This window comes from Streptomyces sp. NPDC056479, from assembly GCF_042795335.1.
Lineage (GTDB): Bacteria > Actinomycetota > Actinomycetes > Streptomycetales > Streptomycetaceae > Streptomyces.
The window spans coordinates 272,371-295,670 of record NZ_JBHTRZ010000008.1; the positions used below are offsets into that span (position 1 = coordinate 272,371).

At 71.6% G+C, this 23,300-nt stretch carries 25 protein-coding genes; 16 read left to right on the forward strand and 9 right to left on the reverse strand.

What is annotated here, in order from left to right; translation table 11 throughout:
• Positions 1 to 152 precede the first annotated feature (152 nt).
• From ACFQ6S_RS30240 to ACFQ6S_RS30255, 4 genes are all read left to right on the forward strand, one after another.
• On the forward strand, positions 153 to 1,022 hold the full coding sequence (locus ACFQ6S_RS30240; protein ID WP_383416555.1) for a glycerophosphodiester phosphodiesterase: 870 nt from the start codon (positions 153 to 155) through the stop codon (positions 1,020 to 1,022).
• 39 nt (positions 1,023 to 1,061) lie between these two features.
• Positions 1,062 to 1,616: a methylated-DNA--[protein]-cysteine S-methyltransferase gene (locus ACFQ6S_RS30245; RefSeq protein ID WP_383416558.1), complete on the forward strand. Its 555-nt coding sequence runs from the start codon at positions 1,062 to 1,064 to the stop codon at positions 1,614 to 1,616.
• Between the two features lie 84 nt (positions 1,617 to 1,700).
• On the forward strand, positions 1,701 to 2,987 hold the full coding sequence (locus ACFQ6S_RS30250; protein WP_383416561.1) for an MFS transporter: 1,287 nt from the start codon (positions 1,701 to 1,703) through the stop codon (positions 2,985 to 2,987).
• A 148-nt stretch (positions 2,988 to 3,135) separates the two neighbouring features.
• Complete coding sequence (locus ACFQ6S_RS30255) at positions 3,136 to 3,321, forward strand: hypothetical protein (protein ID WP_383416564.1); 186 nt, start codon at positions 3,136 to 3,138, stop codon at positions 3,319 to 3,321.
• 73 nt (positions 3,322 to 3,394) lie between these two features.
• Here the strand turns inward: ACFQ6S_RS30255 and ACFQ6S_RS30260 are convergent, their stop codons facing one another.
• On the reverse strand, positions 3,395 to 3,823 hold the full coding sequence (locus tag ACFQ6S_RS30260) for a VOC family protein (protein ID WP_383416567.1): 429 nt from the start codon (positions 3,821 to 3,823) through the stop codon (positions 3,395 to 3,397).
• Positions 3,824 to 3,923: 100 nt separating this feature from the next.
• Between ACFQ6S_RS30260 and ACFQ6S_RS30265 the strand changes: the two genes are divergently transcribed.
• Both ACFQ6S_RS30265 and ACFQ6S_RS30270 read left to right on the forward strand, forming a co-directional pair.
• Positions 3,924 to 4,832, forward strand: coding sequence for a pseudouridine-5'-phosphate glycosidase (locus ACFQ6S_RS30265; RefSeq protein WP_383416570.1), 909 nt, complete (start codon positions 3,924 to 3,926; stop codon positions 4,830 to 4,832).
• 8 nt (positions 4,833 to 4,840) lie between these two features.
• Positions 4,841 to 5,785, forward strand: a complete 945-nt coding sequence (locus ACFQ6S_RS30270) for a carbohydrate kinase family protein (protein ID WP_383417250.1) — start codon at positions 4,841 to 4,843, stop codon at positions 5,783 to 5,785.
• Positions 5,786 to 5,912: 127 nt separating this feature from the next.
• Here ACFQ6S_RS30270 and ACFQ6S_RS30275 read toward each other — a convergent pair whose 3' ends face one another.
• On the reverse strand, positions 5,913 to 6,707 hold the full coding sequence (locus ACFQ6S_RS30275) for a methyltransferase (RefSeq protein WP_383416573.1): 795 nt from the start codon (positions 6,705 to 6,707) through the stop codon (positions 5,913 to 5,915).
• 270 nt (positions 6,708 to 6,977) lie between these two features.
• Between ACFQ6S_RS30275 and ACFQ6S_RS30280 the strand changes: the two genes are divergently transcribed.
• On the forward strand, positions 6,978 to 8,105 hold the full coding sequence (locus ACFQ6S_RS30280) for a magnesium and cobalt transport protein CorA (RefSeq protein WP_383416575.1): 1,128 nt from the start codon (positions 6,978 to 6,980) through the stop codon (positions 8,103 to 8,105).
• Positions 8,106 to 8,309: 204 nt separating this feature from the next.
• On the opposite strand, the gene ACFQ6S_RS30285 is transcribed toward ACFQ6S_RS30280, so the two are convergent.
• The 3 genes from ACFQ6S_RS30285 to ACFQ6S_RS30295 all read right to left on the reverse strand — a co-directional run bounded on the left by ACFQ6S_RS30285 (position 8,310) and on the right by ACFQ6S_RS30295 (position 10,138).
• On the reverse strand, positions 8,310 to 8,747 hold the full coding sequence (locus ACFQ6S_RS30285; protein WP_383416578.1) for a CBS domain-containing protein: 438 nt from the start codon (positions 8,745 to 8,747) through the stop codon (positions 8,310 to 8,312).
• 134 nt (positions 8,748 to 8,881) lie between these two features.
• The gene (locus ACFQ6S_RS30290; protein ID WP_383416581.1) at positions 8,882 to 9,436 is read right to left on the reverse strand and encodes a PPOX class F420-dependent oxidoreductase; all 555 of its coding nucleotides are present in this window, start codon (positions 9,434 to 9,436) and stop codon (positions 8,882 to 8,884) included.
• Positions 9,437 to 9,487: 51 nt separating this feature from the next.
• Positions 9,488 to 10,138 (reverse strand): uridine kinase, encoded by a 651-nt coding sequence (locus tag ACFQ6S_RS30295; RefSeq protein WP_383416584.1) that lies wholly within the window; start codon positions 10,136 to 10,138, stop codon positions 9,488 to 9,490.
• A gap of 151 nt (positions 10,139 to 10,289) precedes the next feature.
• Here ACFQ6S_RS30295 and ACFQ6S_RS30300 point away from each other — a divergent pair, with 151 nt between their 5' ends.
• The 3 genes from ACFQ6S_RS30300 to ACFQ6S_RS30310 all read left to right on the forward strand — a co-directional run bounded on the left by ACFQ6S_RS30300 (position 10,290) and on the right by ACFQ6S_RS30310 (position 13,291).
• Positions 10,290 to 10,985: a DUF2293 domain-containing protein gene (locus ACFQ6S_RS30300; protein ID WP_383416587.1), complete on the forward strand. Its 696-nt coding sequence runs from the start codon at positions 10,290 to 10,292 to the stop codon at positions 10,983 to 10,985.
• 188 nt (positions 10,986 to 11,173) lie between these two features.
• Positions 11,174 to 11,653, forward strand: coding sequence for a DUF1772 domain-containing protein (locus ACFQ6S_RS30305; RefSeq protein ID WP_383416589.1), 480 nt, complete (start codon positions 11,174 to 11,176; stop codon positions 11,651 to 11,653).
• A 150-nt stretch (positions 11,654 to 11,803) separates the two neighbouring features.
• Entirely contained in the window at positions 11,804 to 13,291 is a 1,488-nt protein-coding gene (locus ACFQ6S_RS30310) for a glutamate synthase subunit beta (RefSeq protein ID WP_383416592.1), read from the forward strand.
• Positions 13,292 to 13,312: 21 nt separating this feature from the next.
• On the opposite strand, the gene ACFQ6S_RS30315 is transcribed toward ACFQ6S_RS30310, so the two are convergent.
• Complete coding sequence (locus tag ACFQ6S_RS30315) at positions 13,313 to 13,822, reverse strand: carboxymuconolactone decarboxylase family protein (protein WP_383416595.1); 510 nt, start codon at positions 13,820 to 13,822, stop codon at positions 13,313 to 13,315.
• 47 nt (positions 13,823 to 13,869) lie between these two features.
• On the opposite strand from ACFQ6S_RS30315, the gene ACFQ6S_RS30320 reads away from it, so the two are divergent.
• The 4 genes from ACFQ6S_RS30320 to ACFQ6S_RS30335 all read left to right on the forward strand — a co-directional run bounded on the left by ACFQ6S_RS30320 (position 13,870) and on the right by ACFQ6S_RS30335 (position 19,821).
• Positions 13,870 to 15,363 carry a PLP-dependent aminotransferase family protein gene (locus tag ACFQ6S_RS30320; protein ID WP_383416598.1) on the forward strand — a complete coding sequence of 498 codons (1,494 nt, stop codon included), beginning with the start codon at positions 13,870 to 13,872 and terminating at the stop codon, positions 15,361 to 15,363.
• Between the two features lie 318 nt (positions 15,364 to 15,681).
• On the forward strand, positions 15,682 to 18,063 hold the full coding sequence (locus ACFQ6S_RS30325; RefSeq protein WP_383416600.1) for a PEP/pyruvate-binding domain-containing protein: 2,382 nt from the start codon (positions 15,682 to 15,684) through the stop codon (positions 18,061 to 18,063).
• Positions 18,060 to 18,980 carry a hypothetical protein gene (locus tag ACFQ6S_RS30330; RefSeq protein WP_383416603.1) on the forward strand — a complete coding sequence of 307 codons (921 nt, stop codon included), beginning with the start codon at positions 18,060 to 18,062 and terminating at the stop codon, positions 18,978 to 18,980. The genes ACFQ6S_RS30325 and ACFQ6S_RS30330 overlap by 4 nt, the downstream gene beginning before the upstream one ends.
• Positions 18,981 to 19,116: 136 nt before the next feature.
• Complete coding sequence (locus tag ACFQ6S_RS30335) at positions 19,117 to 19,821, forward strand: dual specificity protein phosphatase family protein (RefSeq protein ID WP_383416607.1); 705 nt, start codon at positions 19,117 to 19,119, stop codon at positions 19,819 to 19,821.
• Between the two features lie 78 nt (positions 19,822 to 19,899).
• On the opposite strand, the gene ACFQ6S_RS30340 is transcribed toward ACFQ6S_RS30335, so the two are convergent.
• The 3 genes from ACFQ6S_RS30340 to ACFQ6S_RS30350 all read right to left on the reverse strand — a co-directional run bounded on the left by ACFQ6S_RS30340 (position 19,900) and on the right by ACFQ6S_RS30350 (position 21,917).
• Positions 19,900 to 20,688 (reverse strand): SAM-dependent methyltransferase, encoded by a 789-nt coding sequence (locus tag ACFQ6S_RS30340; protein ID WP_383416609.1) that lies wholly within the window; start codon positions 20,686 to 20,688, stop codon positions 19,900 to 19,902.
• Between the two features lie 113 nt (positions 20,689 to 20,801).
• Positions 20,802 to 21,056: a DUF397 domain-containing protein gene (locus ACFQ6S_RS30345; RefSeq protein ID WP_062703874.1), complete on the reverse strand. Its 255-nt coding sequence runs from the start codon at positions 21,054 to 21,056 to the stop codon at positions 20,802 to 20,804.
• Entirely contained in the window at positions 21,057 to 21,917 is an 861-nt protein-coding gene (locus tag ACFQ6S_RS30350; protein ID WP_383416613.1) for a helix-turn-helix transcriptional regulator, read from the reverse strand. It abuts the gene before it with no gap.
• 298 nt (positions 21,918 to 22,215) lie between these two features.
• On the opposite strand from ACFQ6S_RS30350, the gene ACFQ6S_RS30355 reads away from it, so the two are divergent.
• Entirely contained in the window at positions 22,216 to 22,851 is a 636-nt protein-coding gene (locus ACFQ6S_RS30355; protein ID WP_383416616.1) for an ATP-binding protein, read from the forward strand.
• Positions 22,842 to 23,276 (forward strand): hypothetical protein, encoded by a 435-nt coding sequence (locus tag ACFQ6S_RS30360; RefSeq protein ID WP_383416619.1) that lies wholly within the window; start codon positions 22,842 to 22,844, stop codon positions 23,274 to 23,276. The genes ACFQ6S_RS30355 and ACFQ6S_RS30360 overlap by 10 nt, the downstream gene beginning before the upstream one ends.
• The last annotated feature ends 24 nt before the right edge of the window (positions 23,277 to 23,300 follow it).

Genomic DNA, 23,300 nt, shown 5'->3' on the forward strand with positions numbered 1-23,300 from the left:
GGCAAAGAAACACGGCCTTGCCTCAGTTGTGCCGCAAGCGTGAGCGGCCCCGGGCAACTCCATTCAATCTGTGGCCATTCTGTACTCCTCCGCCGTTGACCCTCTGCTGTCACAGTTGAGCTGTTCGTGATCGTCCGACGCGAGGAGTACGCATGCACGCGCGCGCTGTAGCCGCCACGACGACCGCGCTCCTGGGAACCGCCGCTCTGCTTCTTCCCGCCCCCGACGCCCGGGCCGGCGCCGAGCGGCCCACGGTCATCGCTCACCGAGGGGCCTCCGCCTATGCCCCCGAGAACACGCTGGCCGCTGTCGACAAGGCCGCCGAGCTGGGCATCGACTGGGTCGAGAACGACGTCCAGCGCACCAAGGACAGCGAGCTGGTCGTCCTTCACGACGACAACCTCAGGCGGACGACCGACGCGGAGGAGGTCTTCCCCGACCGGGCGCCCTGGAAGGTGAAGGACTTCACGGCGGCCGAGATCACGCGCCTCGACGCGGGCAGCTGGTTCGGCCCCGAGTACGCGGGCGCGCGCGTGCCGACGCTGAAGCAGTACATGGATCGTGTGGAACTGCACCATCAGAAGCTGCTCCTGGAGATCAAGAACCCCGAGCTCTACCCGGGCATCGAGCAGCAGACGCTCAAGGCCCTGGGCAACGAGGGGTGGCTCGACGAGACCCATGTGGCGAACCGGCTGATCGTGCAGAGTTTCAGCGCCGACAGCGTGCGGACCGTCCACGAGCTGAAGCCCGCCGTGAAGACCGGCTTCCTGGGGACGCCGTCCGTGGCGGACCTGGACCGGTACGCGGTCTTCGCCGACCAGATCAACCCCTCGTACGGCTCCGTGTCCATGAGCTATGTCGCCTCGGTCCACGCGGTCGAGGGGCCGCACGGCAGGCCGCTGGAGGTCTTCGTCTGGACGGTGAACGACGCGAACACGGCGCGGCTGGTCGCCGGGTACGGCGTCGACGGGATCATCACGAACACCCCCGACGTGGTTCGGGACGCCCTGCCCGCGAAGTGAGGCGGGGGCGTTGTCAGTGGCGGGTCGTACGGTTGGCGCATGGACAGCCACGGGCAGTACGAGCAGCAGGTCGTCTGGACCGTCGTCGGTACCGACATCGGTCCGCTGATGCTGGCCGCGACTCGCGACGGCCTGGTCAGCGTCGTGTTCCACGCCACGCAGAAGGTGCGCGAGAAGATGCTCGACCGTCTCGCGTCCCGGCTGGGTGCCGAGCCGGTCGAGGCGCCCGACTCCCCGCTGCTGGCCGAGGCGATACGTCAGGTGGAGCAGTACTTCGCGGGTGCGCGGCGTGACTTCGAACTGCCGCTGGACTGGTCCCTGATCTCCGGTTTCAACCGGCAGGTGCTGCGCGAGCTGGCGTCCGGTGTCCCATACGGCACGGTCGTCGGGTACGGCGATCTGGCCGGGCGGGTCGGGCAGCCGGGCGCGGCCCAGGCGGTCGGCACGGCCATGGGCGCCAATCCGCTGCCGGTCGTCGTGCCCTGTCACCGGGTCGTGGAGAGCGACGGCGGAATCGGCGGCTTCGGAGGCGGCCTGGAGACCAAGCGCAAGCTGCTCGCGCTGGAGGGGGTACTGCCGGAGCCGCTGTTCTGACGGTTGCCGGTCTTTCCCGGGGATGGGCAGGCGAGTGAAGAGGGGGGAGACTGCGCCTGTGACGACACCTTTCATTCACACCTCATGACCGCCGTCGAGCGACAGGTCGTCGCGACGGTCCCGCCCGACCGGCTGCCGGCCCTGCGACGCCGGATCTCGGCCGTGCTGATCACGACGCAGATCCTGGGCGGGCTGGGTGTCGCCACCGGCATCGCGCTCGCGGCCGTGCTGGCCAAGGAGGTCAGCGGCACCGAGTCGCTGTCCGGGCTCGCGCCCACCGCCACCGTCGCCGGTACGGCGGTGCTCTCGATGCCGCTGGCCGCGCTGATGACCGCGCGCGGACGCCGTCCCGGGCTCGTCCTGGCCTATCTCATCGGAGCCCTGGGCGCCGGTGTCACCGTGATCGCGGCCCGCATCGGGAGCTTCCCGCTGCTGCTGTGCGGGATGGCGGCCTTCGGTGCGGCCTCGTCGGCGAATCTCCAGGCGCGGTTCGCGGCCGCGGATCTGGCCGAGCCGGAGCGGCGGGCCCAAGCCATCTCCCTCGTCGTGTGGGCGACGACCATAGGCGCGGTCCTCGGCCCGAACATAGCCGCGCCCGCCGGTCGCAGTGTCACGGGCCTCGGGATACCGGCGACGGCGGGTCCGTTCCTGTGGGCGGCCGGGATCTTCCTGATATCCGCGCTCGTGGTGGCCGTGCTGCTGCGGCCGGACCCGCTGCTGACGGCGCGGGCGCTGGCGCCGGCGGAGGAGAGTTCGCCCGCGGCCCGTTCACTGCGTGCCGGGATGACTGCCGTGGCCGCCTCGCCGCGGGCGCGGCTCGCGGTGGTGACGGTCGCCGTGGCGCACACGGCGATGGTCTCGGTGATGTCGATGACCCCGGTCGACCTGGCGCACCACGGCGCGGGCATCGATCTGATCGGGCTGGTCATCAGCGGGCACATCGCGGGCATGTACGCGTTCGCCCCGCTCATGGGGCGGTTGTCGGACCGGCTGGGACGGTTGTCCGGGATCGGGCTCGCCGTGGGGCTGCTGGCGTGCGCGGTGTTCGTCGCCGGTACGGCCGGCGGCAGCCACGGACAGACGGCCGCCGGGCTGTTCGTGCTCGGGCTCGGCTGGTCGGCGGCGCTCGTCTCCGGTTCCGCGCTGCTCACTGACTCCGTGCCACAGCCCGCGCGGGCCGCCGCGCAAGGTCTGTCGGACCTCGTCATGAACGCGTCCGCGGGTCTCGGCGGGGCCGCCGCGGGGCTCGTGGTCGCCCAGGCGAGCTACGGCTGGCTGAACCTCGCGGCCGCGTGCCTGCTGCTTCCGCTGGCGGCGCTGGCGCTGTTCACCCGGGGTGGGCGGGCCCAGGACGCTCCGGCGGGCGACTGACGTTACGCCCTGCTCCACCGGGGAGGCGGAGGGCGGGTGTGTCCTCCGGTGGCCACGCGAACGAGGACACGAAGTCCGGGACGCTGAAGGTGCGGCTCGGCCTCGGCTGGCCAAGAGCCACCGCTTCACCTCCGGTCAGTGCCCGGTCATGCAGTACCACCGGGGCCTGATGAGGGCGATCCTGCACGAGCGGGTGCAGATCGCGAAGGCGGTCAACGCGACCGTGATCGGGATCGAGGACGCACCACGTGGCTACGCCGAGTTCGACCAGGGCGCCGGCTGCAAGTACGTGCTGAACCCGCATGGGGTGCTGGACGGCGTACGGCCGGTCTGACATCCGTCGCCCGGCCGGTCCGGTCCGACGTGTCCGAAGGGGGCCACGCGCGCGTGGCCCCCTTCATGGCTCGCTAGTCGTAGTGCCGGGCCTCGAAGACATTGCCGTCGGGGTCGCGGAAGTAGAAGCTGCGCTTGGCCTTGCCGCGGGCGCCGAAGGAATCGTGCGAGATGTCCGACACCGGTGCGGCGCGCTCCTCCAGGCGGGCGCGCAGGGTGTCGAAGTCGTCGCCGGGCAGCGCCAGGCAGACGTGGTTGACCGGGTGCCCGGCGCTCTCGGCGGCACCGGGCAGCATCTTCATGCGCTCCGCCATGGTGAGCGGCATGAGGTCGAGGATCGTCTCCTCGTTGAGGCGAACGGAGGGGAAGGGAACCGCCCCCGCGGAGAACTCCGAGAGCCTGACCGGCTCCATGCCGACCGCCTTCTCGAAGAAGTCGGCCGACGCCACCGGGTCACGCACCCAGAGGACGACATGGTCGAGACGTGCAGTGTTGTCCTTCATGCGTCCAAGGCTGGTGTCGTGTCCCACAGGCCGCAAGGGGTTTGATCGGGCGCGGCGCCCGCCAGAGATGAGGGAAGACCGACGGACAGGAGGCAGGCGCGTGGTGCTGGTGGTGTCGGAAGAGGTGCGGGAGGCGATCGACGCGCGTCGACCCGTGGTGGCCCTGGAGTCCACGATCATCGCGCACGGGTTGCCTCGCCCGCGCAATCTTCAGGTGGCGCGGGAGCTGGAGGACGTCGTACGGCGGGAGGGTGCCGTTCCGGCGACGATCGCCGTGCTGGACGGGCGGCCCCACGTCGGCCTGGACGAGGAACAGCTGGAGCGGATCGCGAACGAGGACGGGATCCGCAAGCTGGGGCACCGGGATCTGCCGCTCGCTGTCGCCTCCGAAGCGAGCGGGGCGACCACGGTGTCGGCGACGGCGCTGCTGGCGGCTCTCGCCGGCGTGCGCGTGTTCGCGACGGGTGGGCTCGGCGGTGTGCACCGGGAGTGGACGGTGACGCAGGACGAGTCGGCCGATCTGGGGCTGCTCGCGCGTACGCGGATCACGGTGGTGTGCGCCGGGGTGAAGTCGATCCTGGATGTCCCGGCGACCCTGCAACGGCTGGAGACCCTGGGCGTCGCGGTGGCCGGCTACCGCACCGAGCACTTCCCCGGCTTCTACCTCTCCGACTCGGGGCACCCCGTGGACTGGACGCTCGGCTCGCCCGAGGAGGTGGCCGAGGTGATGCGCGCTCAGGAGGCGCTCGACGGGCCCGAGTCGGCGCTGATCGTCGCCAATCCGGTGCCGGAGGCCGAGCAGTTGGATCCCGAGCTGCACGCGCGTGTGCTCGCCGACGCACTGCACGCGTGCGAGGAGGAGGGCATCACCGGTCAGGCCGTCACGCCGTTCCTGCTGGACTACCTCGTACGGCACACCGACGGTGCCTCGCTGAGCGCCAATCTCGCGGCGGTGCGCGGCAACGTACGGCTTGCGGGCCGGATCGCGGCGGCCTGGGCCGGGGCGTGAGCGGGACGTTGTCCGACGGTTCGGCAAGCGGACCGGGCGCGTCGGGCGTCCGCGAAGGTGCTCTGCTCGTGGTCGGGGATGTGGTGACGGACGTCATCGCCCGGCATCAGGGGCCGCTCGCCTCGGGGACGGACACGGGGGCGGCCATCCGGACGATGCCGGGCGGCGCGGGCGCCAATGTGGCCTGCTGGGCCGCGTATCGAGGCTCCGCGGAGGTGCGCCTGCTGGGGCGGGTCGGCGCGGACGCCGTCGAATGGCACGAGCGGGAGCTGATCGCCAGCGGGGTGCGGCCCTGTCTCGTGGTCGATCCGCGGGCATCGACCGGGACGGTGATCTGCCTGGTCGACACGGGTGCCGCCGCCGAGCGGACGTTCCTCACCGACAGCGGCGCGTCGCTGCGACTCGAACCCGGCGACTGGTCGGACGCGCTCCTCGACGGTGTCATATGGCTGCATCTGTCGGGCTATCTGCTGTTCTCCGAGTCGGGCCGGGCGTTGGTGGCGGAGGCTCTCGCATCCGCACGCGCGCGCGGGGTGCCGGTGAGCCTGGATCCGGCGTCCGCCGGGTTCCTCGTCGAGCTGGGCGTCGATCGTTTCCTGGCGTTGGCGGAGGGCGTGGACGTCCTGCTGCCGAGCCGTGACGAGGCCTGTCTGCTCACGGGGTTGCCGGATGCGGCTGACGCGGCGGCCAAGTTGAGTCGCCAGGTGCCGCTCGTGGTCGCGAAGCAGGGCGCGGACGGCGCGCTGGTGGCCCGGTCCGGCGCGGTGAGCGCCCACGTCCCCGCCGTACCGGCGACACCGACGGACACGACCGGAGCGGGGGACGCCTTCACCGGCGCTTTCCTCGCCTCGCTGCTCACCGGTATGGAGCCGGAGGAGGCGGCTCGGGCGGGGTGCCGGGCGGGGGCACTGGCGGTGGAGCGGGTCGGAGGGAGGCCGCCGCAGCGGGGATGACGGGACTTGGGAAGCGGTCGGTGCCGCACCCCCGGTGACGGTCACTTGCGCGGCGGTCGGCGCCGCCGTCCTGCAGCCGGGCGGTACCGCCCGGTCGCCTGTGGCGCTCCGCCCCAGGCGGTGCCGGCTATGCCTTCCGTCCCCACGCCGAGATCAGCGGGGCCGTGGCCAGATCCATCGTGCCGGTGGCGACGTTCGCGAGGTGGCGGTCGATGTCCTGGTCCGTGGCGAGGCCGGCGGTGACGAGCTGGTCGCGGAGCTGGCGGATCGTGGCGGACTCCAGGGCGGCACAGGCGGTCGAGGTGATCGGGAAGTAGGCGTCGGCCGTCACCTGGCGCAGACCGGCCTCGCGCAGCAGTCGCGGGAGCCTGCGGCCGTAGGAAAGGTCGGCTCCGCGGTCGGCGAGGAGCTTGCGGAAGCCCTGGCGCAGCCGGTTGGCCAGTTGCTGCTCGGGGCCGTACTCGTCGGGGCAGATGAGGGGCTGCAGAGCGGGGTCGGCGTCCTCGACCAGGAGCCGTCCGCCGGGGCGCAGGGACTCGATCATCGAGCGCAACGCCCGTTCCCGGTCCGGCACATGGACGAGGACGAGCCGGGCGTGCACCAGGTCGAACCCCTCCCCCGGCGGTTCGTCGGCGCCCACATCGTGGACACGGACCTCCACCGGCGGCCGGGCGGCGGAGGCGAATTGAGAGGTGTCGATGTCGGTCGCCACCACCCTCCCGGTCGGGCCGACCTTCTTGGCCATCCAGGACACGACCGAGGTGCCGCCGGCGCCGACCTCCCAGCAGCGCCAGCCGGGTCCGATGCCGAATCCTTCGAGGTGCCGGAAGGTCGTGGGGTCGAAGAGGGTGGCGAAGGCGTCGAAACGCTCGCCCGCCTCGGTCTGCCGGTTGTCGAGGAGATACCCGTCGTTTCGCGTCATGGCGGGATCATCCCAGTTGCCCCGCTCGCGATGAGCGGGCGACGCGGCACCTACGACGAGATGGCGGACGTCCGGCGGGGAGATTGCATCCGGCCGGGCGGGGGATGCGTCCTACCTGGGTGGACCGGTTGTCCGGGCCGGTTGTCCACAGGCGGGAACCAGGCGGAATCCGCTATTCCCACAGGCTTACCCGCCACTCACCACCGGCTGGCAAACTGGCAGGCCAAGGCGCAGGAACGCGGCGCAAGGGATCCACGCAAGGAGATCCAGATGTCCATGGCAGGGAATCTGCGGAAGGTCACGGGCCTGAGCAAGGTCGGCGGCCTGCGCAAGGTGGCACGGCTGGCTCGACGCCGCCCCCGCGTCGACCTCAGCCACCCCGCCAGGTCCCCGCTGGGCTCCTCGGTGGTGAACTGTGTGACGTACCGGGACGGCGTGCGGGTCCCGGAGAGCGGTGATCTGGTCGACGTCGTGCAGAGGATACGAAAGCGCGGTGGAGGGTTCGTCTGGCTGGGCCTCCACGAGCCGACGGACCAGGAGTTCGCGGGCATCGCCGAGCTGTTCGACCTGCACCCGCTGGCGGTCGAGGACGCGATCGAGGCCCATCAGCGGCCGAAGCTGGAGCGGTACGACGAGACGCTGTTCGCGGTGTTCAAGACCGTCTGTTACGTCGAGCACGAGAAGCTCACGGCGACCAGCGAGGTCGTGAACACCGGCGAGATCATGGTGTTCGTCGGCAAGGACTTCGTCATCACGGTGCGCCACGGGCGGCACGGCTCGCTGGGCCCGCTGCGCGAGGAGCTGGAGTCGAACGCAGAGCAGCTCGCCAAGGGACCGGCGGCGGTGCTGCACGCCGTCGCGGACCACGTGGTCGACGACTATCTCCACGTCACCGACGCGGTGCAGGAGGACATCGACGCGGTCGAGACGGACGTGTTCGCGGAGAACGGAGCGCGGGCCGACCCCGGGCGGATCTACCAGCTCAAGCGGGAACTGCTGGAGCTGAAGCGGGCCGTGGTCCCGCTGAGCCGACCGCTGGAGGAGCTGGCCACGGCGCCCATCGGGGCCGTCGAGCCGGAGATACAGGCCTATTTCCGCGACGTCTCCGACCATCTGCTGCGGGCCAAGGAGCAGATAGCCGCATTCGACGAGCTGCTCAACTCGATCCTCCAGGCGCACCTGGCACAGGTCACCGTGGCGCAGAACGAGGACATGCGGAAGATCACGGCCTGGGCCGCGATCATCGCGATACCGACGATGGTGTGCGGGGTCTACGGCATGAACTTCGACTACATGCCGGAGCTGCGCTGGACGTTCGGCTATCCGCTGGTCATAGGCGTGATATCCGTCGCGTGTGTGCTGCTGTACCGCGGCTTCCGGCGCAACGGGTGGCTCTGACGGCTCCGGCCAGGCTCTGACGGCTCGACAGACCACGGCTTCGACGGCTCGACCTCCTGCGACACTGCCGTCCCGACCGACCGCGACGCTGACGTCCCGACCGACCGCGACGCTGGCGACGGCTCCGACCGCCCGCGACGCGTTCCCGTCCGGCACGGCCGGCCGGACGGGAACGGCACACCGGGTGGCAGGGCCTTCGCCCGGTCAGTGCGTCGTCGGCGATGCGCCCATGGCGTAGACGCTCTCGACCCATGGGCCGATCTCGTCCTCCGAGAGGTTCCGGGCCAGATCGGCCTCGCTGATCATGCCGACGAGGCGCTTGTTGTCGATGACGGGGAGCCGGCGGATCTGGTGATCCTTCATCTCCCGGAGCACGTCGCCGATGTCGGCACTCGCATCGATCCAGCGCGGGGTGCCCTGAGCCATCTCGCCGGCGGTGACCTTGCTCGGGTCGTGGCCCATGGCCACACAGCCGATGACGATGTCGCGATCGGTCAGGATGCCGCAGAGCCTTTCGTTCTCGTCGCTGATGGGCAGGGCTCCGACGCCCAGATCACGCATCAACTGGGCGGCGCGGTCCAGGGTCTCGTGGGCCGGGATCCACTGGGCGCCTCGGTGCATGATGTCTCCGGCAGTGGTCATGGACTACCTCCCGATGCCGGACGGCCGGCGCGGCGCGGGACGCACCGCTAGTCCCGGCGCCCTTCATTCTCGCCGTGGCGTCCGGCCCCTGCACCTGGAACGGAGCGGTAACGGCGATGGGCCGCAGGCGTCGATCAGGCCGAGAAGCGGACGATCTTCCGCGGTACGACGCGGATGATCACGCGGGACTCGTCGTCGCTCTCGGCGGGCGGGTCGATACCGAGGTACTTGTGCGAAAGCTCGAACGGGAGCCGCTTGGCCTCGTCCGGGACGATCTGGGCGGTGGAACGGCACGCCCACCAGCACGCCGCCCGAGCCGCCCGCGCTCCGGCTGCCCGGCACCGGCCGGCACGCCGGGCGGACGGGCGGGCCGCCCGCCGGGCTGCCAGCCGAGCATGCCGAAGCGGGGCAGGCGGCCCCGGCGGCCCGCGGATCTCGACGGAGGAGTAGGGGTTGGTGAGGTCGTAGACGGAGACGCTGATGCGGGGGTCGCGGCGGAGGTTGCGCACCTTCTGGCGGGCGTCCACGGAGGAGAAGAGCACGGTGTCACCCTCCCGCTTGCTCCAGACCACCGAGTTCTGGGGCGCGCCGTCAGGGCCGAGCGTGGCCACGCCGGCGAAATTCCGGCCGTCCAGCAGGGAGCGGACGGAGTCGTCGAAGAGGATCGGATCGCTCGCGGAGGTCGTCACATGAGCACCAGCATATTTAAATGCATGTGCATATAGAAGAGTTTTGGTGGATCACTCTCCTCCACCGCTCCACGCCGGGTGCCGGGGGTCGTCGGCGCGCACCAAGACGTCGGCCGTGCCGGCCGGGTCGGTCTCCTGGTCGTAGCGCTCGAAGGCGGGGAGGGTCCAGTGCTCGTCCTCGGGGGTGCGGCGGCGCAGGGCGCCGGGTGAGAGGAGGACATGGACGGTCAGATCGAAGGGGAACCAGTGGCGCAGCAGGAGGGGACCGTGCAGCAACAGGAAGCCGCCGGGCGGGAGTTGGACGTGGGGGCTGCGGGTGGCCCGGTCGGCGACCGGGTCCCACAGATCGGGCAGGACGCGGCCGTCGCCGCCCGGTTCGAGAGGGCCGAAGACCTCGCGCCACAGTGCGCCGGTGTCGAACCAGCCGTCGTAGTAGGCCTCCACGTCCCGGTGGCCGTACTCCAGGCGGACCGAGGCGGGGCGCAGGAAGCCCTCCGTGCCGACTGCGAGCGAGGGGCGGCCGCGTATGCGCAGCGCCTCCCCCACCCGCTCGGCCAGGTCGCCGGGTCGGGCGGCCGGGGCACCGTCGAAGGCGATGCGCGGCCAGGGGCTGCCGTCGGCCGGTTTCAGGTCGAGCAGCCGCTCGGCCAGGAGATCGCCGAGCCGGTCCCAGGTGATCGCTTCCAGTCGCACACGGCCCATGATGCGACAGGCGGAGGGTGTGGTGCGGCGCGGTCCGCGGGGAGGGGCGCCGGCACCTCTCGGTTTCGCTCCTGGAGCAACCGGCCAGGGCGGCTGCGCGACGCTTCATCAGGGAGTTCCCCGGCCCCACCCCGGGGGGAATGAACCCCGTATGGCACCCCGCACAACTCCCCCGCTCCGAACCGGCCTTCTCGTCATCCAGCCCCTCAAGCGACGGCTCTGCGCGGAGTGCCATGCGGGGCCGTTGCAGATGCTCGTGCTGGAGGACGGGGCGCCTCGGTGTCTGGACTGTGCCGACCTCGGGCATCTGGTGTTCCTGCCGCGCGGCGACACGGCGTTGACGCGTCGGTCCCGGGAGGAGAGCGCGCTGTCGGCGGTGGTGGTGCGGTTCAACCGGCGCAAGGGCCGTTACGAGCGGCAGGGCGTTCTCGTGGAGGAGGCGGGGCTCGCGCGGGCCGAGGAGCGGTGCCTCGTGGACGCCGAGGCACGGCGGCGGCGCCGGGTGCGGGACGCGCGGCGCCGGGCGCTGGAGGACGTGCGGTTCGCGGAGGCGTTCGCGGCGGAGATACGCCGGCTGTTCCCGGGGTGTCCGGCGGACCGGGCGCGGGACATCGCCGCGCATGCGTCGGTGCGGGGCAGCGGCCGGGTGGGGCGGAGTGCGGCGGGGCGGGCGTTGACCGAGGTGGCGGTGACTTCGGCGGTCGTGGCGTCCGTGCGGCACCTGGAGACGCCGTACGACCAGTTGCTGATGAGCGGGGTGCCTCGGCACGAGGCTCGGCGGCGGATCATGGCGGCGGTGCAGACGACGTTGCGGGGGTGGCGGGCGGAGGCATCCGAGGTCGGCTGATGGCGGGCCCGGGGAGGTACGGGATCAGCGGAACGCACACGGGACGAACGTTCCCGGTTTCGCTCGACTGGACGCTCGCGTATGTGCTCGCGCCGCTCGGCCATGGTCACTGTTCTCGTACAGGATTTCACTTGAGGTGACGGACGGGCCGGGCAGGATCCCGGCGGGATGCGGGAGTTGACGTTGACATGATCGATGGGCCGTACTTCGTACTGATCGTGATCGGTGTGGTCGGGACCGGACTCGTGGCCGGGGTGTTCTGCGCCTTCTCGACCTTCGTGATGCGCGGACTCGCCTCGCTGCCGCCCGCGCAGGGCGTCGCCGCGATGCGGGCGATCAATGTGACCGCTCTGATGCCGGCGTTCATGCTGGTGTTCATCGGGTCGGCGGTGCTGTGTGCGGTGATCGCCGTGGTGACGTTCGTGCTCTGGCCGGACGAGGGGACGGTGGAGCTCCTGCTGGGCAGTGCGCTGTATCTGTTCGGCTCCTTCGGGGTGACCATGGTGGCGAACGTGCCCCGCAACGACGCGCTGATGAAGCTGGAGCCGGGCACCCAGGAGGCGGCCGACTACTGGCCGGCGTATGTGCGGGAGTGGACGGCGTGGAACCACGTCCGGACGGTCGCCTCGGCCGCCGCGACGGTGTCGTACGTGCTGGCCATCAGCTGATGGGAGAGACGGGGGGGCCGGGCGGGCCTGCGCGAGAAAGCGCTGTCCGCCCACTCTGCGCGCGTGGCCGGTGGGACGTATCGTTGCCGGAAGAGTGCCGCCCGACGACGCACGGCTCCAGCACGTCACACGCGCACGAGGTAGACGGCCATGGCCGATCCCAAGGGCTTCATGACCACCCCCCGCCAGGACTGGCCCCGCCGGCCCGTGGAGGAGAGGGCCAGGGACTGGGACGAGGTGTACGTCCCGGGGGCGCTGCTGCCCATCATCAGCAAGCAGGCCGACCGGTGCATGGACTGCGGGATCCCCTTCTGCCACGACGCCTGCCCGCTGGGCAACCTGATCCCCGAGTGGAACGACCTGGTGTCCCGGGAGGACTGGCGGGCGGCGGCGGACCGGCTGCACGCGACGAACAACTTCCCCGAGTTCACCGGACGGTTGTGCCCGGCGCCGTGCGAGGCGGGGTGCGTGCTGGCGATCAATCAGCCGGCCGTCACCATCAAGAACGTCGAGTGCGCCATCGCCGACCGGGCGTGGGAGGAGGGCTTCACGCCGCCTCGACCGCCGGACCGGCTGTCGGGACGGACGGTCGCCGTCATCGGCTCGGGGCCCACGGGGCTCGCGGCGGCGCAGCAGCTGACCCGGGCGGGGCACACGGTCGCCGTGTACGAGAAGGACGACCGGATCGGCGGGCTGATGCGGTACGGCATCCCCGCGTTCAAGATGGAGAAGCACCATCTGGAGCGGCGGATCGAGCAGATGCGGGCCGAGGGGACCAAGTTCCGTACCTCGACGGTGGTCGGGCGGGACGTCGGGGCGACCGAGGTGCGGTCGCGCTACGACGCCGTCGTGATCGCCACCGGGGCGACGGCCTGGCGTGAACTCACCGTTCCGGGGCGGGAGTTGAGCGGCATCGAGCAGGCGATGGAGTATCTGCCGCTGGCCAACCGGGTGCGCGAGGGGGATATGGAGACGTCCCCCATGTCCGCCGCCGGGAAGCATGTCGTCATCGTCGGCGGTGGGGACACGGGGGCCGACTGTCTGGGCACCGCCGTGCGGGAGGGTGCCGCGTCCGTGACCCAGCTGGACATCTACGCCCAGCCGGGCGCCGAGCGGGACGAGGACGCCGAGCCCTGGCCGACGTACCCGAAGATCTACCGGCTCTCGGCCGCGCACGAGGAGGCGCGCGAACTGGAGACGGCGCCCGCGGCGGACGCGGACGCCCGGCTGTTCGCGGCGTCCACGCTCCACTTCACGGGCGACGACGACGGGCACGTGCGGTCGCTGCACCTGGTCGAGGTGGACGAGCGGCGCCGCCCGCTGCCGGACAGCGGGCGGACGCTGCCGGCCGACCTCGTGCTGCTCGCCCTCGGTTTCTCCGGGCCCGACCGCACGGACGGGCTGATCGAGCAGCTGGGGCTGGAGCTGGAGCCGCGCGGCACGATCACGCGGGATGCCGGGTTCGCGACGAACGTGCCCGGGGTGTTCGCCGCGGGGGATGCCGCCCGGGGGCAGTCGCTGATCGTGTGGGCGATCGCCGAGGGGCGGGCGGTGGCGGCGGCCGTCGACCACTATCTGACGGGGAGTTCGCGGTTGCCGGCGCCGATATCGCCGTATGACCGGCCGATGACGGTGTAGGGACCCCGAGCGGCGCTCGCCCTAGCGCCGCTCGTCCGTCCCGGCCACCTTCCCCGTGGCGAGCGCCACCCTGTTCCAGGTGTTGATCGTCATGATCAGGGCGAGGACATGGGCCAGTTCCGCGTCGTCGAACTGGGTCGCCGCATGTGCGTACACCTCGTCCGACACCCCTCCGTCGGCCACCAGGGTCACCGCCTCCGTCAGGGCCAGGGCCGCCTGTTCCTTCTCGGTGAAGAAGTGGCGGGCCTCGCGCCAGACGGCGACCAGGTGCAGACGGTCCTCGCTCTCGCCGGCCTTGCGGGCGTCGTTGGTGTGCATGTGGAGGCAGTAGGCGCAGTGGTTGAGGTGCGAGGCGCGGATCTGGATCAGTTCGACGAGCGCCGGGTCCAGGCCCTCGCGGGCGGCCGCGTCGAAGCCGATGATGGCGCGGAAGACCTTCGGGGCGGACTTGGCGAGGTCGAGGCGGGTGCGGGCGGCCTGGGCCTCGTTGATGGACTCGGCCAGCTCGGTGTCGATCGTGTTCGTCGTCATGTGCATCAACCTACGGCCTGGAAAGACCGGCTGTAGGGTGCATTTCCATGGCGAATTCGTGGGTCAATTCGGCGGAGCGGATCGGTGCCGACCTGCATCTGGACCTCTCGGATCCCTCGGGGGCGTCCGGATCCGGCGGGCGGCGGGCCGCCCTGATCCGCGCCCTGCGCGAGGCCGTGCGCAGTGGGCGGCTCGCCCCCGGCACCCGGCTGCCGCCGTACCGTTCGCTCGCCGCCGACCTCGGGGTGGCCCGCAACACCGTGGCCGACGCGTACGCGGAGCTGGTCGCGGAGGGCTGGCTCACCGCGCGGCAGGGCTCGGGGACCAGGGTGGCCATGGGACTACCGCCCACGCCCTCCAGGCAGCAGAGGAGCGCCGAGCGGGTACCCCGGAAGGCGCCAGCACGCGCGCGTGGGCCCCGGCACGATCTGCGGCAGGGCACGCCGGACGCGTCGGCGTTCCCGCGTGCGGCCTGGCTGGCCTCCTATCGGCGGGCCCTTCAGCAGGCACCGAACGAGGTCTTGGGGCCCGGCGATCCCGCCGGCCGCCGCGAACTGCGGGAGGCGCTCACCGACTACCTGGCACGCGCGCGCGGCGTACGCACCGAGCCGGACCGGATCGTGATCTGCTCCGGCTTCGCGCACGCCTTGCGGCTGCTGTTCGGCCAGGACAGGGGCGGTGGCGGCGGTGTGCTGCGCGGACCGCTGGCCGTGGAGGCGTACGGGCTGGGCTTCCACCGGGAACTGCTCGCCGCCGCGGGCGTACGGACCGTTCCGCTCCCCCTCGACGACGACGGCGCCCGCGTCGACCGGCTGGCACGCGAGCGGGCTGTGCTGCTCACGCCCGCGCACCAGTTCCCGACCGGCGGCCCGCTGCACGCCGAGCGCAGGGCCGCCGTGATCGACTGGGCACGCGCGCGTGGCGGCCTGGTCCTGGAGGACGACTACGACGGGGAGTTCCGCTACGACCGCAAGCCCGTCGGCGCCGTCCAGGGCCTGGATCCCGAGCGGGTGATCTTCATCGGCTCGGTCAGCAAGAGTCTCTCGCCGGCGGTGCGGCTCGGGTGGATGGTGCTGCCGGAGCGGTACGTCGGTGATGTGCTCGCGGCCAAGGGCGAGCGCGAGGCATGGGCGAGCGTCCTCGATCAGCTGAGCCTCGCCGACTTCATCGTCTCCGGGGCGTACGACCGTCATGTACGGCGGATGCGGCAGCGGTACCGGAGCCGCCGCGACCGCCTGGTGGCCGCCCTGGCCGCGCAGGCGCCGCACGTCGAGGTCACGGGTGTGGCCGCCGGACTCCACGCGGTGCTGCGGCTGCCGCCCGGCACCGAGCGGTCCACCGTCAAGGCCGCCACCTGGCAGGGCGTCGCCCTGGACGGCCTCGCCGAGTTCCGGCACCCGGCGGCGGAGCCGGACATGCCGGTCCGCGACGGCGTCGTCGTCGGCTACGCCACGCCTTCGGAGCACGCGTACGGGGCCGCGCTGGAGGCGCTCTGCGGGGTGCTGCCGCCGGCTGAGGAGCCGGGGCCTGACGGGGGCTGAGGCTCCCGCCGCAATCCTGCCCGTGGAGGAACCGCCCGCGCCGGATCCTGCTCACGAAGGATCCGGGGCTGCTGCCGCCGGACGAATCGTCCCGACCCGGCATACTGCCGCGCTCGGATTTGTTCTCCTATCTGTCCGAAAAGTGGCTTCCGGACTACATGCAGCCAAACAGGAGTGGGATCATCGGAGCAGGAGGCGTGCTGTAGTCGCACCCTGACCGGGCCGGTAGCGGCTCGCCCCCATCCTTCGTTCCGTCGTCAGGCGCAGGGCCCCTCCCGCGCGTCCCCCCTGTTGGCGGTCGGTCCTGGAGGGTGTGCGATGACGACAGTCGATGAACGTCATGGAGAAGGTGCCCGCGGCGGGGAAGAGCACCGGGGCGACGTCGCCGCCGGCCAGACCGGCGTGTACGGCCCGGCCGTGGTCCCGTTGAACCAGTCCGGCACGGCACTCCCCCGTCTGATGGGCTCCAAGGCCGCGAATCTCGCCCGCGCGGCCCGCGCCGGGCTGCCCGTACTGCCCGGGTTCGTGATCCCGCACCAGGCGAGCGGCGACATGATCGCCCTGCGGCGCGCCTGGGACGAACTCTCCGACGGCGGCACCCGCCCGCTCGTCGTACGGTCCTCCTCGCCCCAGGAGGACACCGAGGAGTCGTCCCTGGCGGGTCAGTTCACGTCGGTGCTGGATGTGCGCGGCTGGCGGGACTTTCTTACGGCCGTACAGACCGTGCTGGACTCGGCGCACCGGCCCGACGGATCCACGGCGCCGATGGCGGTGCTGGTGCAGCCCATGCTGTCCGCTCAGGTCGGCGGGGTGATGTTCGGGGCCGACCCGGTCGCGGGACGGGCCGACCGGATGCTGGTCAGCGCGGTGCGCGGCGGTCCGGACAGCCTGGTCGGCGGCACGCGCAGCGGCATCAGCTACTGGCTGAGCGGGCACGGACGACTGCTGCGGACCGAGTCCGCCGAGGACGCGTGGACGGAGGCCGCGGGAGAGCCTCCGCTCGCGTCGGCACCCTCGCCGGTCGAGCCGGCGGACCGGCGGGGCGAGCCGCCGGATCGGCGGCACCCGCGCTCAGGAGCCGGCTCGCTGCTCACGCGCGCCGAGTTGTTCCGCCTGGCGCGGCTCGCGCGCCGGGTCCGGCGGGTGTTCGGCGGGCCGCAGGACGTCGAGTTCGGGTTCGACGCGGACGGGCGGCTGTGGCTGTTCCAGAGCAGGCCGATCACCGCGATGGCGGCCCGGCCGGGGCGCCGGGCACGGCTGCTCGGACCCGGTCCGGTGGCGGAGACGCTGCCCGAGCAGCTCGCGCCGCTGGAGGAGGACCTGTGGGTGGCGCCGATGGCCCGCGGCCTCGCCGCCGCGCTCGACATCGGGGGCACGGCACCGCGCAGGCTGCTCAAGTCCGTGCCGACGGTCACGACCGTCGGCGGGCGCGCGGCCGCCGACCTGCGCCTCCTCGGCGCCGTGCCGCCGCGGCACCGCTGGCTCGCGCTGCTCAACCCGGCACCCGGAGCGCGCCGCCTCACCGCGGCCTGGCGGGTGGGCCGCCTCGTCTCCGCCCTGCCCGGACTGGCCACCGACCTCACCGCCGACATCGACCGCCGCCTCGCCGAGATCCCGTCACTCGGCGCGCTCTCCGGCTCCGCCCTCGCCGCGGAGCTCCGCTGGACCCGCCGGGCCCTGGTCTCGCTGCACGCCCAGGAGGCCCTCGCGGGCGCCCTCCTGCACGAACCGCCCAAGAGCCGCACAGCGGCCGGCACGGCCCTCACCGCACTGGCCGACGCCCGCGCACAGGGCGTACCCGACGACCAGGTGATCGCCACGGACCCCGTCGTCCTGGCCCTCACCGCCCCGAGCCTGCACGGCCGGGGGCAGCTGCCGGAGGTCGCCCTGCCGCCCGCACCCGCGTCCGCGCCCGGGACCACCGGAGGGCAGGCACCGGGGCCGGTGCACGATGCACGGCTGGCCATCTACGCCACCGCATTCGCAGGCGCCACTCGGACCACAGACCACCCGCAGGCAACCACAACCACGCCCACCACTCCCCGCCCACGGGCAACCACCCTTGCCACCGCCCGCCCACGGGCAACCACCCCCACCACCCCCCAAACACTCCTCGTCACCGCTCTTCCACCCCGCGAAGCCCTCCGCCTCCGCGTCCGCTGGGTGCAGGAACTGCAGGTGCGGCTCGTCCGCGAAGCGGCACGGCGACTGGGGGTCGGTGTCGAGCGCGTGAGCCTGCTGCGCTGGGCGGAGCTGGCCGAGGTACTGGACGGCGGCCCCCTGCCCGGCGACCTCCACGAGCGGGTGCCGCGGCCCGCGTCGCCCCCGCTGCCGGACGAATTCCGGCTCGCGGACGGTCAGGTCGTCGCCGCCGAACACGACACCCGACGAAGCGACGGTGTGCGGGGTGTGTCCGCGGGCCGTGCCGTCGGGACCGTATGGGACGGGACGGGGCCGCGGCCGACGGATGCCGTGCTGGTCGTGCGCACCCTGGACCCCGCGCTGGCCCCGCTGCTGCCCGGCCTCACCGGCCTGGTCGCGCAGACCGGCAGCCCGTTGTCGCATCTGGCGGTCCTGGCGAGGGAGTACGGGCTGCCCGCGGTCGTCGGCGCCGTGGACGCCGTGCGCCGCTTCCCGCCGGGCTCGCGGCTGACGGTCGACGGGACCGCCGGTGACGTAGGACCGGGGGACGCGCCATGAGGAAGATCGCGTATGTCTTCGGAGCGCTCGCGGCGGCGGGCGCGGGCACCTACCTGATCGTCTATCTGTACCGCTGGCAGTGGCAGCGGGCGGTGATCTGCGGGGTGTTGCTGCTGGTCATCGAGGTGATGCTGGTCGGCCTGGTGACGCTGGGACGGCTGAACCGGATCGAGGACCGGCTGCGCGACACCGACCGGCGGCAGCGCGAGCTGGACGCCCGCCAGGAGGACATGCTGACGCGGCTGCGCGAACCGGCCCTGGCTCGGGAGGAGACACGGTTCCGCTGGCTGGAGGACCCGGCGGACCGCTCGTACGTCTTCGTGCCGGTGCTGATGGTGGCCGGAGTGGTGCTGTCCGGGCTCGCCTGGGTGGTGCAGAAGGTCGCGTCGGCCACGGCCAGACCCGCCGAGCGGCGCCTGGCCGGAAAGCTGGCCGTCCTGTCCGCGCCCGATCCGGCGGCGCCCGGCGATCTGGAGGACCTGCCGGCGCCGGGCACGAGTTCCGGCCGCAGTAGGGCACGCGTGACCACCGTCGCGGTCCTCTCCGTCGCCCTGGTCGCCGCGCTGGTCGTGAGCCTCGCCGACCTCACCCAGACCCGGGCGGAGGAGTCCAACGAGCACGAGGCGACCTCGATGGTGGTCCAGGTCGATCTGCGGGGCACGGACGTGTCGGCCAGTCGCAAGGCACTGGCCGCCCAGCAGATCTGGGAGGGCTGCCGCGACTCCACATCCGCACCGCTGCGGCACGCTCCGCTCGGCGACCTGGGGAACGGCATGTTCGCCGGGGTCGTACGGCCCGCGCTCACCGACCACGACCTCATGCGGCTGCGCGGCTGCCTGGAGGACGCGACGCTGGAGCGCGCGCACCTCACGGTGGTCGCCGTCAATGACGTGGAGTCGGGCGACGACTCACGGTGACCGAAAAGGTTGCTGCCGGGCGACCGGGCATGACCCCTGAGACGTATCGCACAAAAACGGACGTATCACCCATTGATCGCAATCCCCGGGGTACTCTTCCGTTTGCGCCCACGTCCCCTAGTCCCCCGGGTCGCCCATGGCTGTCATCTCCGCTACTCTGCCCCACCCTGCCCTCCGCAAGCGCCCACTGTCGCAGCGCGCACTGCGGGTCGTCGTCGGCATCGTGATCGGCTACTTCGTTCTGTGGGCAGTCAGTGCCGGCAGCATCCTGGGCCTGTCGTACCTGGCCCGAACGGAGACCCCCGCACCCGCCGGAACGCGCGTCGTCCAGGGCGTGAACCACTTCCAGCCGGTCGACTCCGACGGTCGGCTGTGGCGCGGCTCCGCGCCCTCCCCGGCCGGCTACCGAGCGCTGTCGGGCATGGGCATCACCACCGTCGTCGACCTGCGTGCCGAGGACATGAGCACGGCCGAGCTGGCCGAACCGGGCGACGCCGGGCTGAATGTCGTACGCCTGCCGATCCGTGACGGTCAGACGCCGTCGCCGAAGCAGGTGCAGCGCTTCCTCGACGTGGTCTCCACGGCGTCCGGTCCGGTGTTCGTGCACTGCGGCGCGGGTGTCGGCCGTACGGGCGCGATGGCCGCCGCGTACCTCGTGAACACCGGTGAGGAGTCGCCGTCGACAGCGGTCCGGCGCAACCTCGCGGTCGGACCGCCGTCGATCGAGCAGATCTATTACGGGCTGAACCTGAGCCCCGCCAAGGCGGAGCAGCCGCCGCTGCCGGTGCTGGTCGTCAGCCGTCTGCTGGACGCTCCGCGGCGCATCATGTCGTACTTCTAGGCACTGATCAGGGCCTGAGCACTGGTTACGGCCTGAGCACTGGTTACGGCCTGAGCACTGGTTACGGCCTGGGCCTGGTCACGGCTTGCGCCCCACCGCCCCGTACCCGGGGATGACCCCGTCGTCCTGTCCGGGTACGGGCTCGCCCAGTTCGGGGTGCCACTGGTGGGGCACCTGGACGCCGGGCTCGACGAGTTCGAGGCCGTCGAAGAAGCGGGCGAACTCCTCGCGGGAGCGCAGGGCCAGGGTGACGCCGGCCGCCTTGAGCTTCTCGGTCGCCGCCTTCGACTCCTCGGGGGTGAAGTCGGCGCTCGCGTGAGTGATCACCAGATGGCTGCCGGAGGGGAGTTCGGACAGCAGCCGGCCGACCAGTTCGTGCGCGCCGTCCTCGTCGGGGACGAAGTGCAGCAGCGCGACCAGGGAAAGGGCCACCGGGCGGCCGAAGTCCAGGATCTTCCTGGCTCCCCCGAGGATGGCGTCGGGGTCGCGCACATCGGCCTGCAGATACTCGGTCGCACCCTCGTCCGTGCCGCGCAGCAGGGCCGCCGCGTGGGCCAGCACGATGGGGTCGTTGTCGCAGTAGACGACGCGCGCGTCGGGGGCGATCCGCTGGGCGATCTGGTGGAGGTTCGGCTCGGTGGGGATACCGGTGCCGATGTCCAGGAACTGCCGTACGCCCTGGCGGGCGAGCCAGCTGGTGGCGCGGTGCATGAACGCGCGGTTGACCCGCGCCATCACCGGGACGCGCGGGTCGAGGGCGAGCATCTGCTTGCCCATGGCCTCGTCGACGGGGTAGTTGTCCTTCCCGCCGAGATACCAGTCGTACATCCGCGCGGGGTGCGGCTTGCTGGTGTCGATCCCGGTCATGAGGCACTCCGTAGGACGGTTGAGACGCTTAAGACGGTTGAGACGCAATTGATTATCAACTAAGCACCAAATCAAGGCAGTTGCGCGAGAGACAGGCAGGTGACTCACGTGGCTCAGGAAAGGAGGAAGTCCGCCTCCCCCGCCTTGGCGCCCTCGATGAACGCCGTCATCTCGTCCGTGGTGTAGATCAGCGCCGGCCCGTCGGGGTCCGTCGACTGGCGGACGGCGATCCGGCCGTCGGCGAGCTTCATCGCCTCCAGACAGTTGCCGCCGTTGCCGCCGCTCCACGGCTTGTGCCAGCCCTCGCTGCCCAAGTCCCGCGCGGGCATGCCGTTGTAGACGTGTATGCGCGGCTTGATGCGATCCATTCACAGCTCCTTGCGGAGATCCCGCAGGATCTCCTTCGTGCGATGTGCCGTAGCGGCCTGCGCCGCCATGCGGTCCATGACCTCGAGATGGGTCGCCACCTCGGGGCGCGCGTCGAGGTAGACGGCGCCGGTCAGGTACTCGCTGTAGACCATGTCCGGCAGTTCTGACATGGCAAATCGGAACAGCACGAAGGGCCCGTACGTGCCGGGGTGCGGCCCGTTCGCGAACGGGGCCACCTGCAGCGTCACATTGGGCAGCTTCGTGGCCTGGAGGAGTCTGTCGATCTGGGCGCGCATCACCTCCGGGCCGCCCACCGGGCGGCGCAGCACGGTCTCGTCCATCACGACCCATAGCCGGGGCGCGTCCTCACGGGTGAGCAATTGCTGGCGTTGCAGGCGCAGGGCCACATGCCGCTCGATGTCGTCGGGGCTGGTCTGGCCGATGGCGCCCGACCTCAGCACTCCGCGCGCGTAGTCCTCGGTCTGCAACAGACCGGGCACGAAGTGGGGTTCGTACGACCGGATGAGGGCGGCCGCGCCCTCCAGGCTGACGTACATCGAGAACCAGCCGGGCAGGATGTCGTGGAACCGCTGCCACCAGCCGGGCTTGTTGGCGTCCTCGGCCAGCTGCACGAAACCCTCGGCCTCGTCCTCGGAGACGCCGTAGGCCTTCAGGAGCAGTTGGAGATACGGGATCTTGAGCCCGACCTCGGCCATCTCCATACGACGGACCGTGGCGGGGGCGACGCGGAGGACGCGGGCGGCCTCCTCACGCTTGAGCCCTGCGCGTTCGCGCAGGTCCAGCAGGCGCCGGCCCAGGACGACCTGGCCGACCGTCGGCGCGGACCGCGGCTCGCTCACGCCCCACCTCCACGAATGAACACCTACACAACCGAACGAATACGTATCCCATATTCCGTATCCCTGCAGACCGACTGAATATTGACAGACGGTCGCAACTCCCGCGGACCAACCGAACGCTGACAGGCCGACGGCGCCATTCGAAGACCTATTCGAAGATCGTGGCGGATCTTCGGTGATCCCAACTGGCGCCGTTCGACATGCTGTTGCGAGCAGTGTGCCACGGCCTTCCAGAGAGTCACACAGCACTCTGCATTTTTCAGAGTGACACTTGCCAAGTGTTCACGGCGGGGCGATAGTGGCAAGCGTGATTCCGTCCCCGCCCTTAGGAACAGACGCCACCGCGGTCCCCCACGACCTCGGTGCCGGCACGGGAGTCGGCCCCCAGCGGGGCGCCCCGGCCGAGCGCCGGTTCCGGTTCGAACTGGCCGCTCATCCGGGTTCTCCCGCGCAGGCCAGACGTCTGACCCGGGCGAGACTGAACGGGTGGGCGGTGTGCGAGGACACCTGCGACACGGCCGCTCTGGTCGTGTCCGAGCTGGTCACCAACGTGATCGTGCACACCGCCAGCGAACACATCGTCTGCGAGCTGCACGACGGCGCCGAACTGGTGCGAATAGCCGTGCGTGACGAGGGCTGCGCGCCGGGTGAGCCGCATCCGACGCCCGCGCGCCCCGAGGACGAGCAGGGGAGGGGACTGCTCCTCATCGACGCCCTCTGTCATGCCTGGGGTGCCCAGGAGCACGGGTCCGGACTGGTGGTCTGGGCCGATCTGCCACGCAGGGCCGGCTTCGGTGACGTGCCCGGCACCGGCACCGGACCGTACAACGACCTCGGCTGGGGCTCGCGGCCCAAGCCCGGTCCGCCCTGCGGTGGCGACGAGGACGAGACACAGGCCCGGCACGACAGGGGGATGGGATCCGCATGGCTGTGAGCGGCGCGTCCGGCGGCGGTCAGGTGCTGAGCCTGGACACGCTGGTCCGCCTTCGCCGCGGCATGCGCACATCGGCCGCCCCGCGCCTCCTGCCCGTTCCGGAGGGGATGACGATTCCCCTGGGCTGCGACGCGGTGGCGGTTCCCGCCCGCTTCGGTCCGCTGATCCTGCCGCGGCTGCCGCGCGTGGGGTGCGTGTACGCCGACGACGCGCACTGGTGGTGGATCGTCCCGTCCGACTCCGACTACGCACTGGAGTGGCCGGCGTCGGCGCGGTATGTGACGGGGGCGGTCGTTCCGGAGGCTCCGCGGCTGATCCATCGGCCGGCGGGGACGGTGCCCTACACTCCGCCGATTCCGCTGTATCTGGCGCTGTGCCGGGTCATGGGCACCACGCCGACCTGGACCAAGCACATCAGCGCGTAGGGGGTCGCCACGCGTCACCGCGTG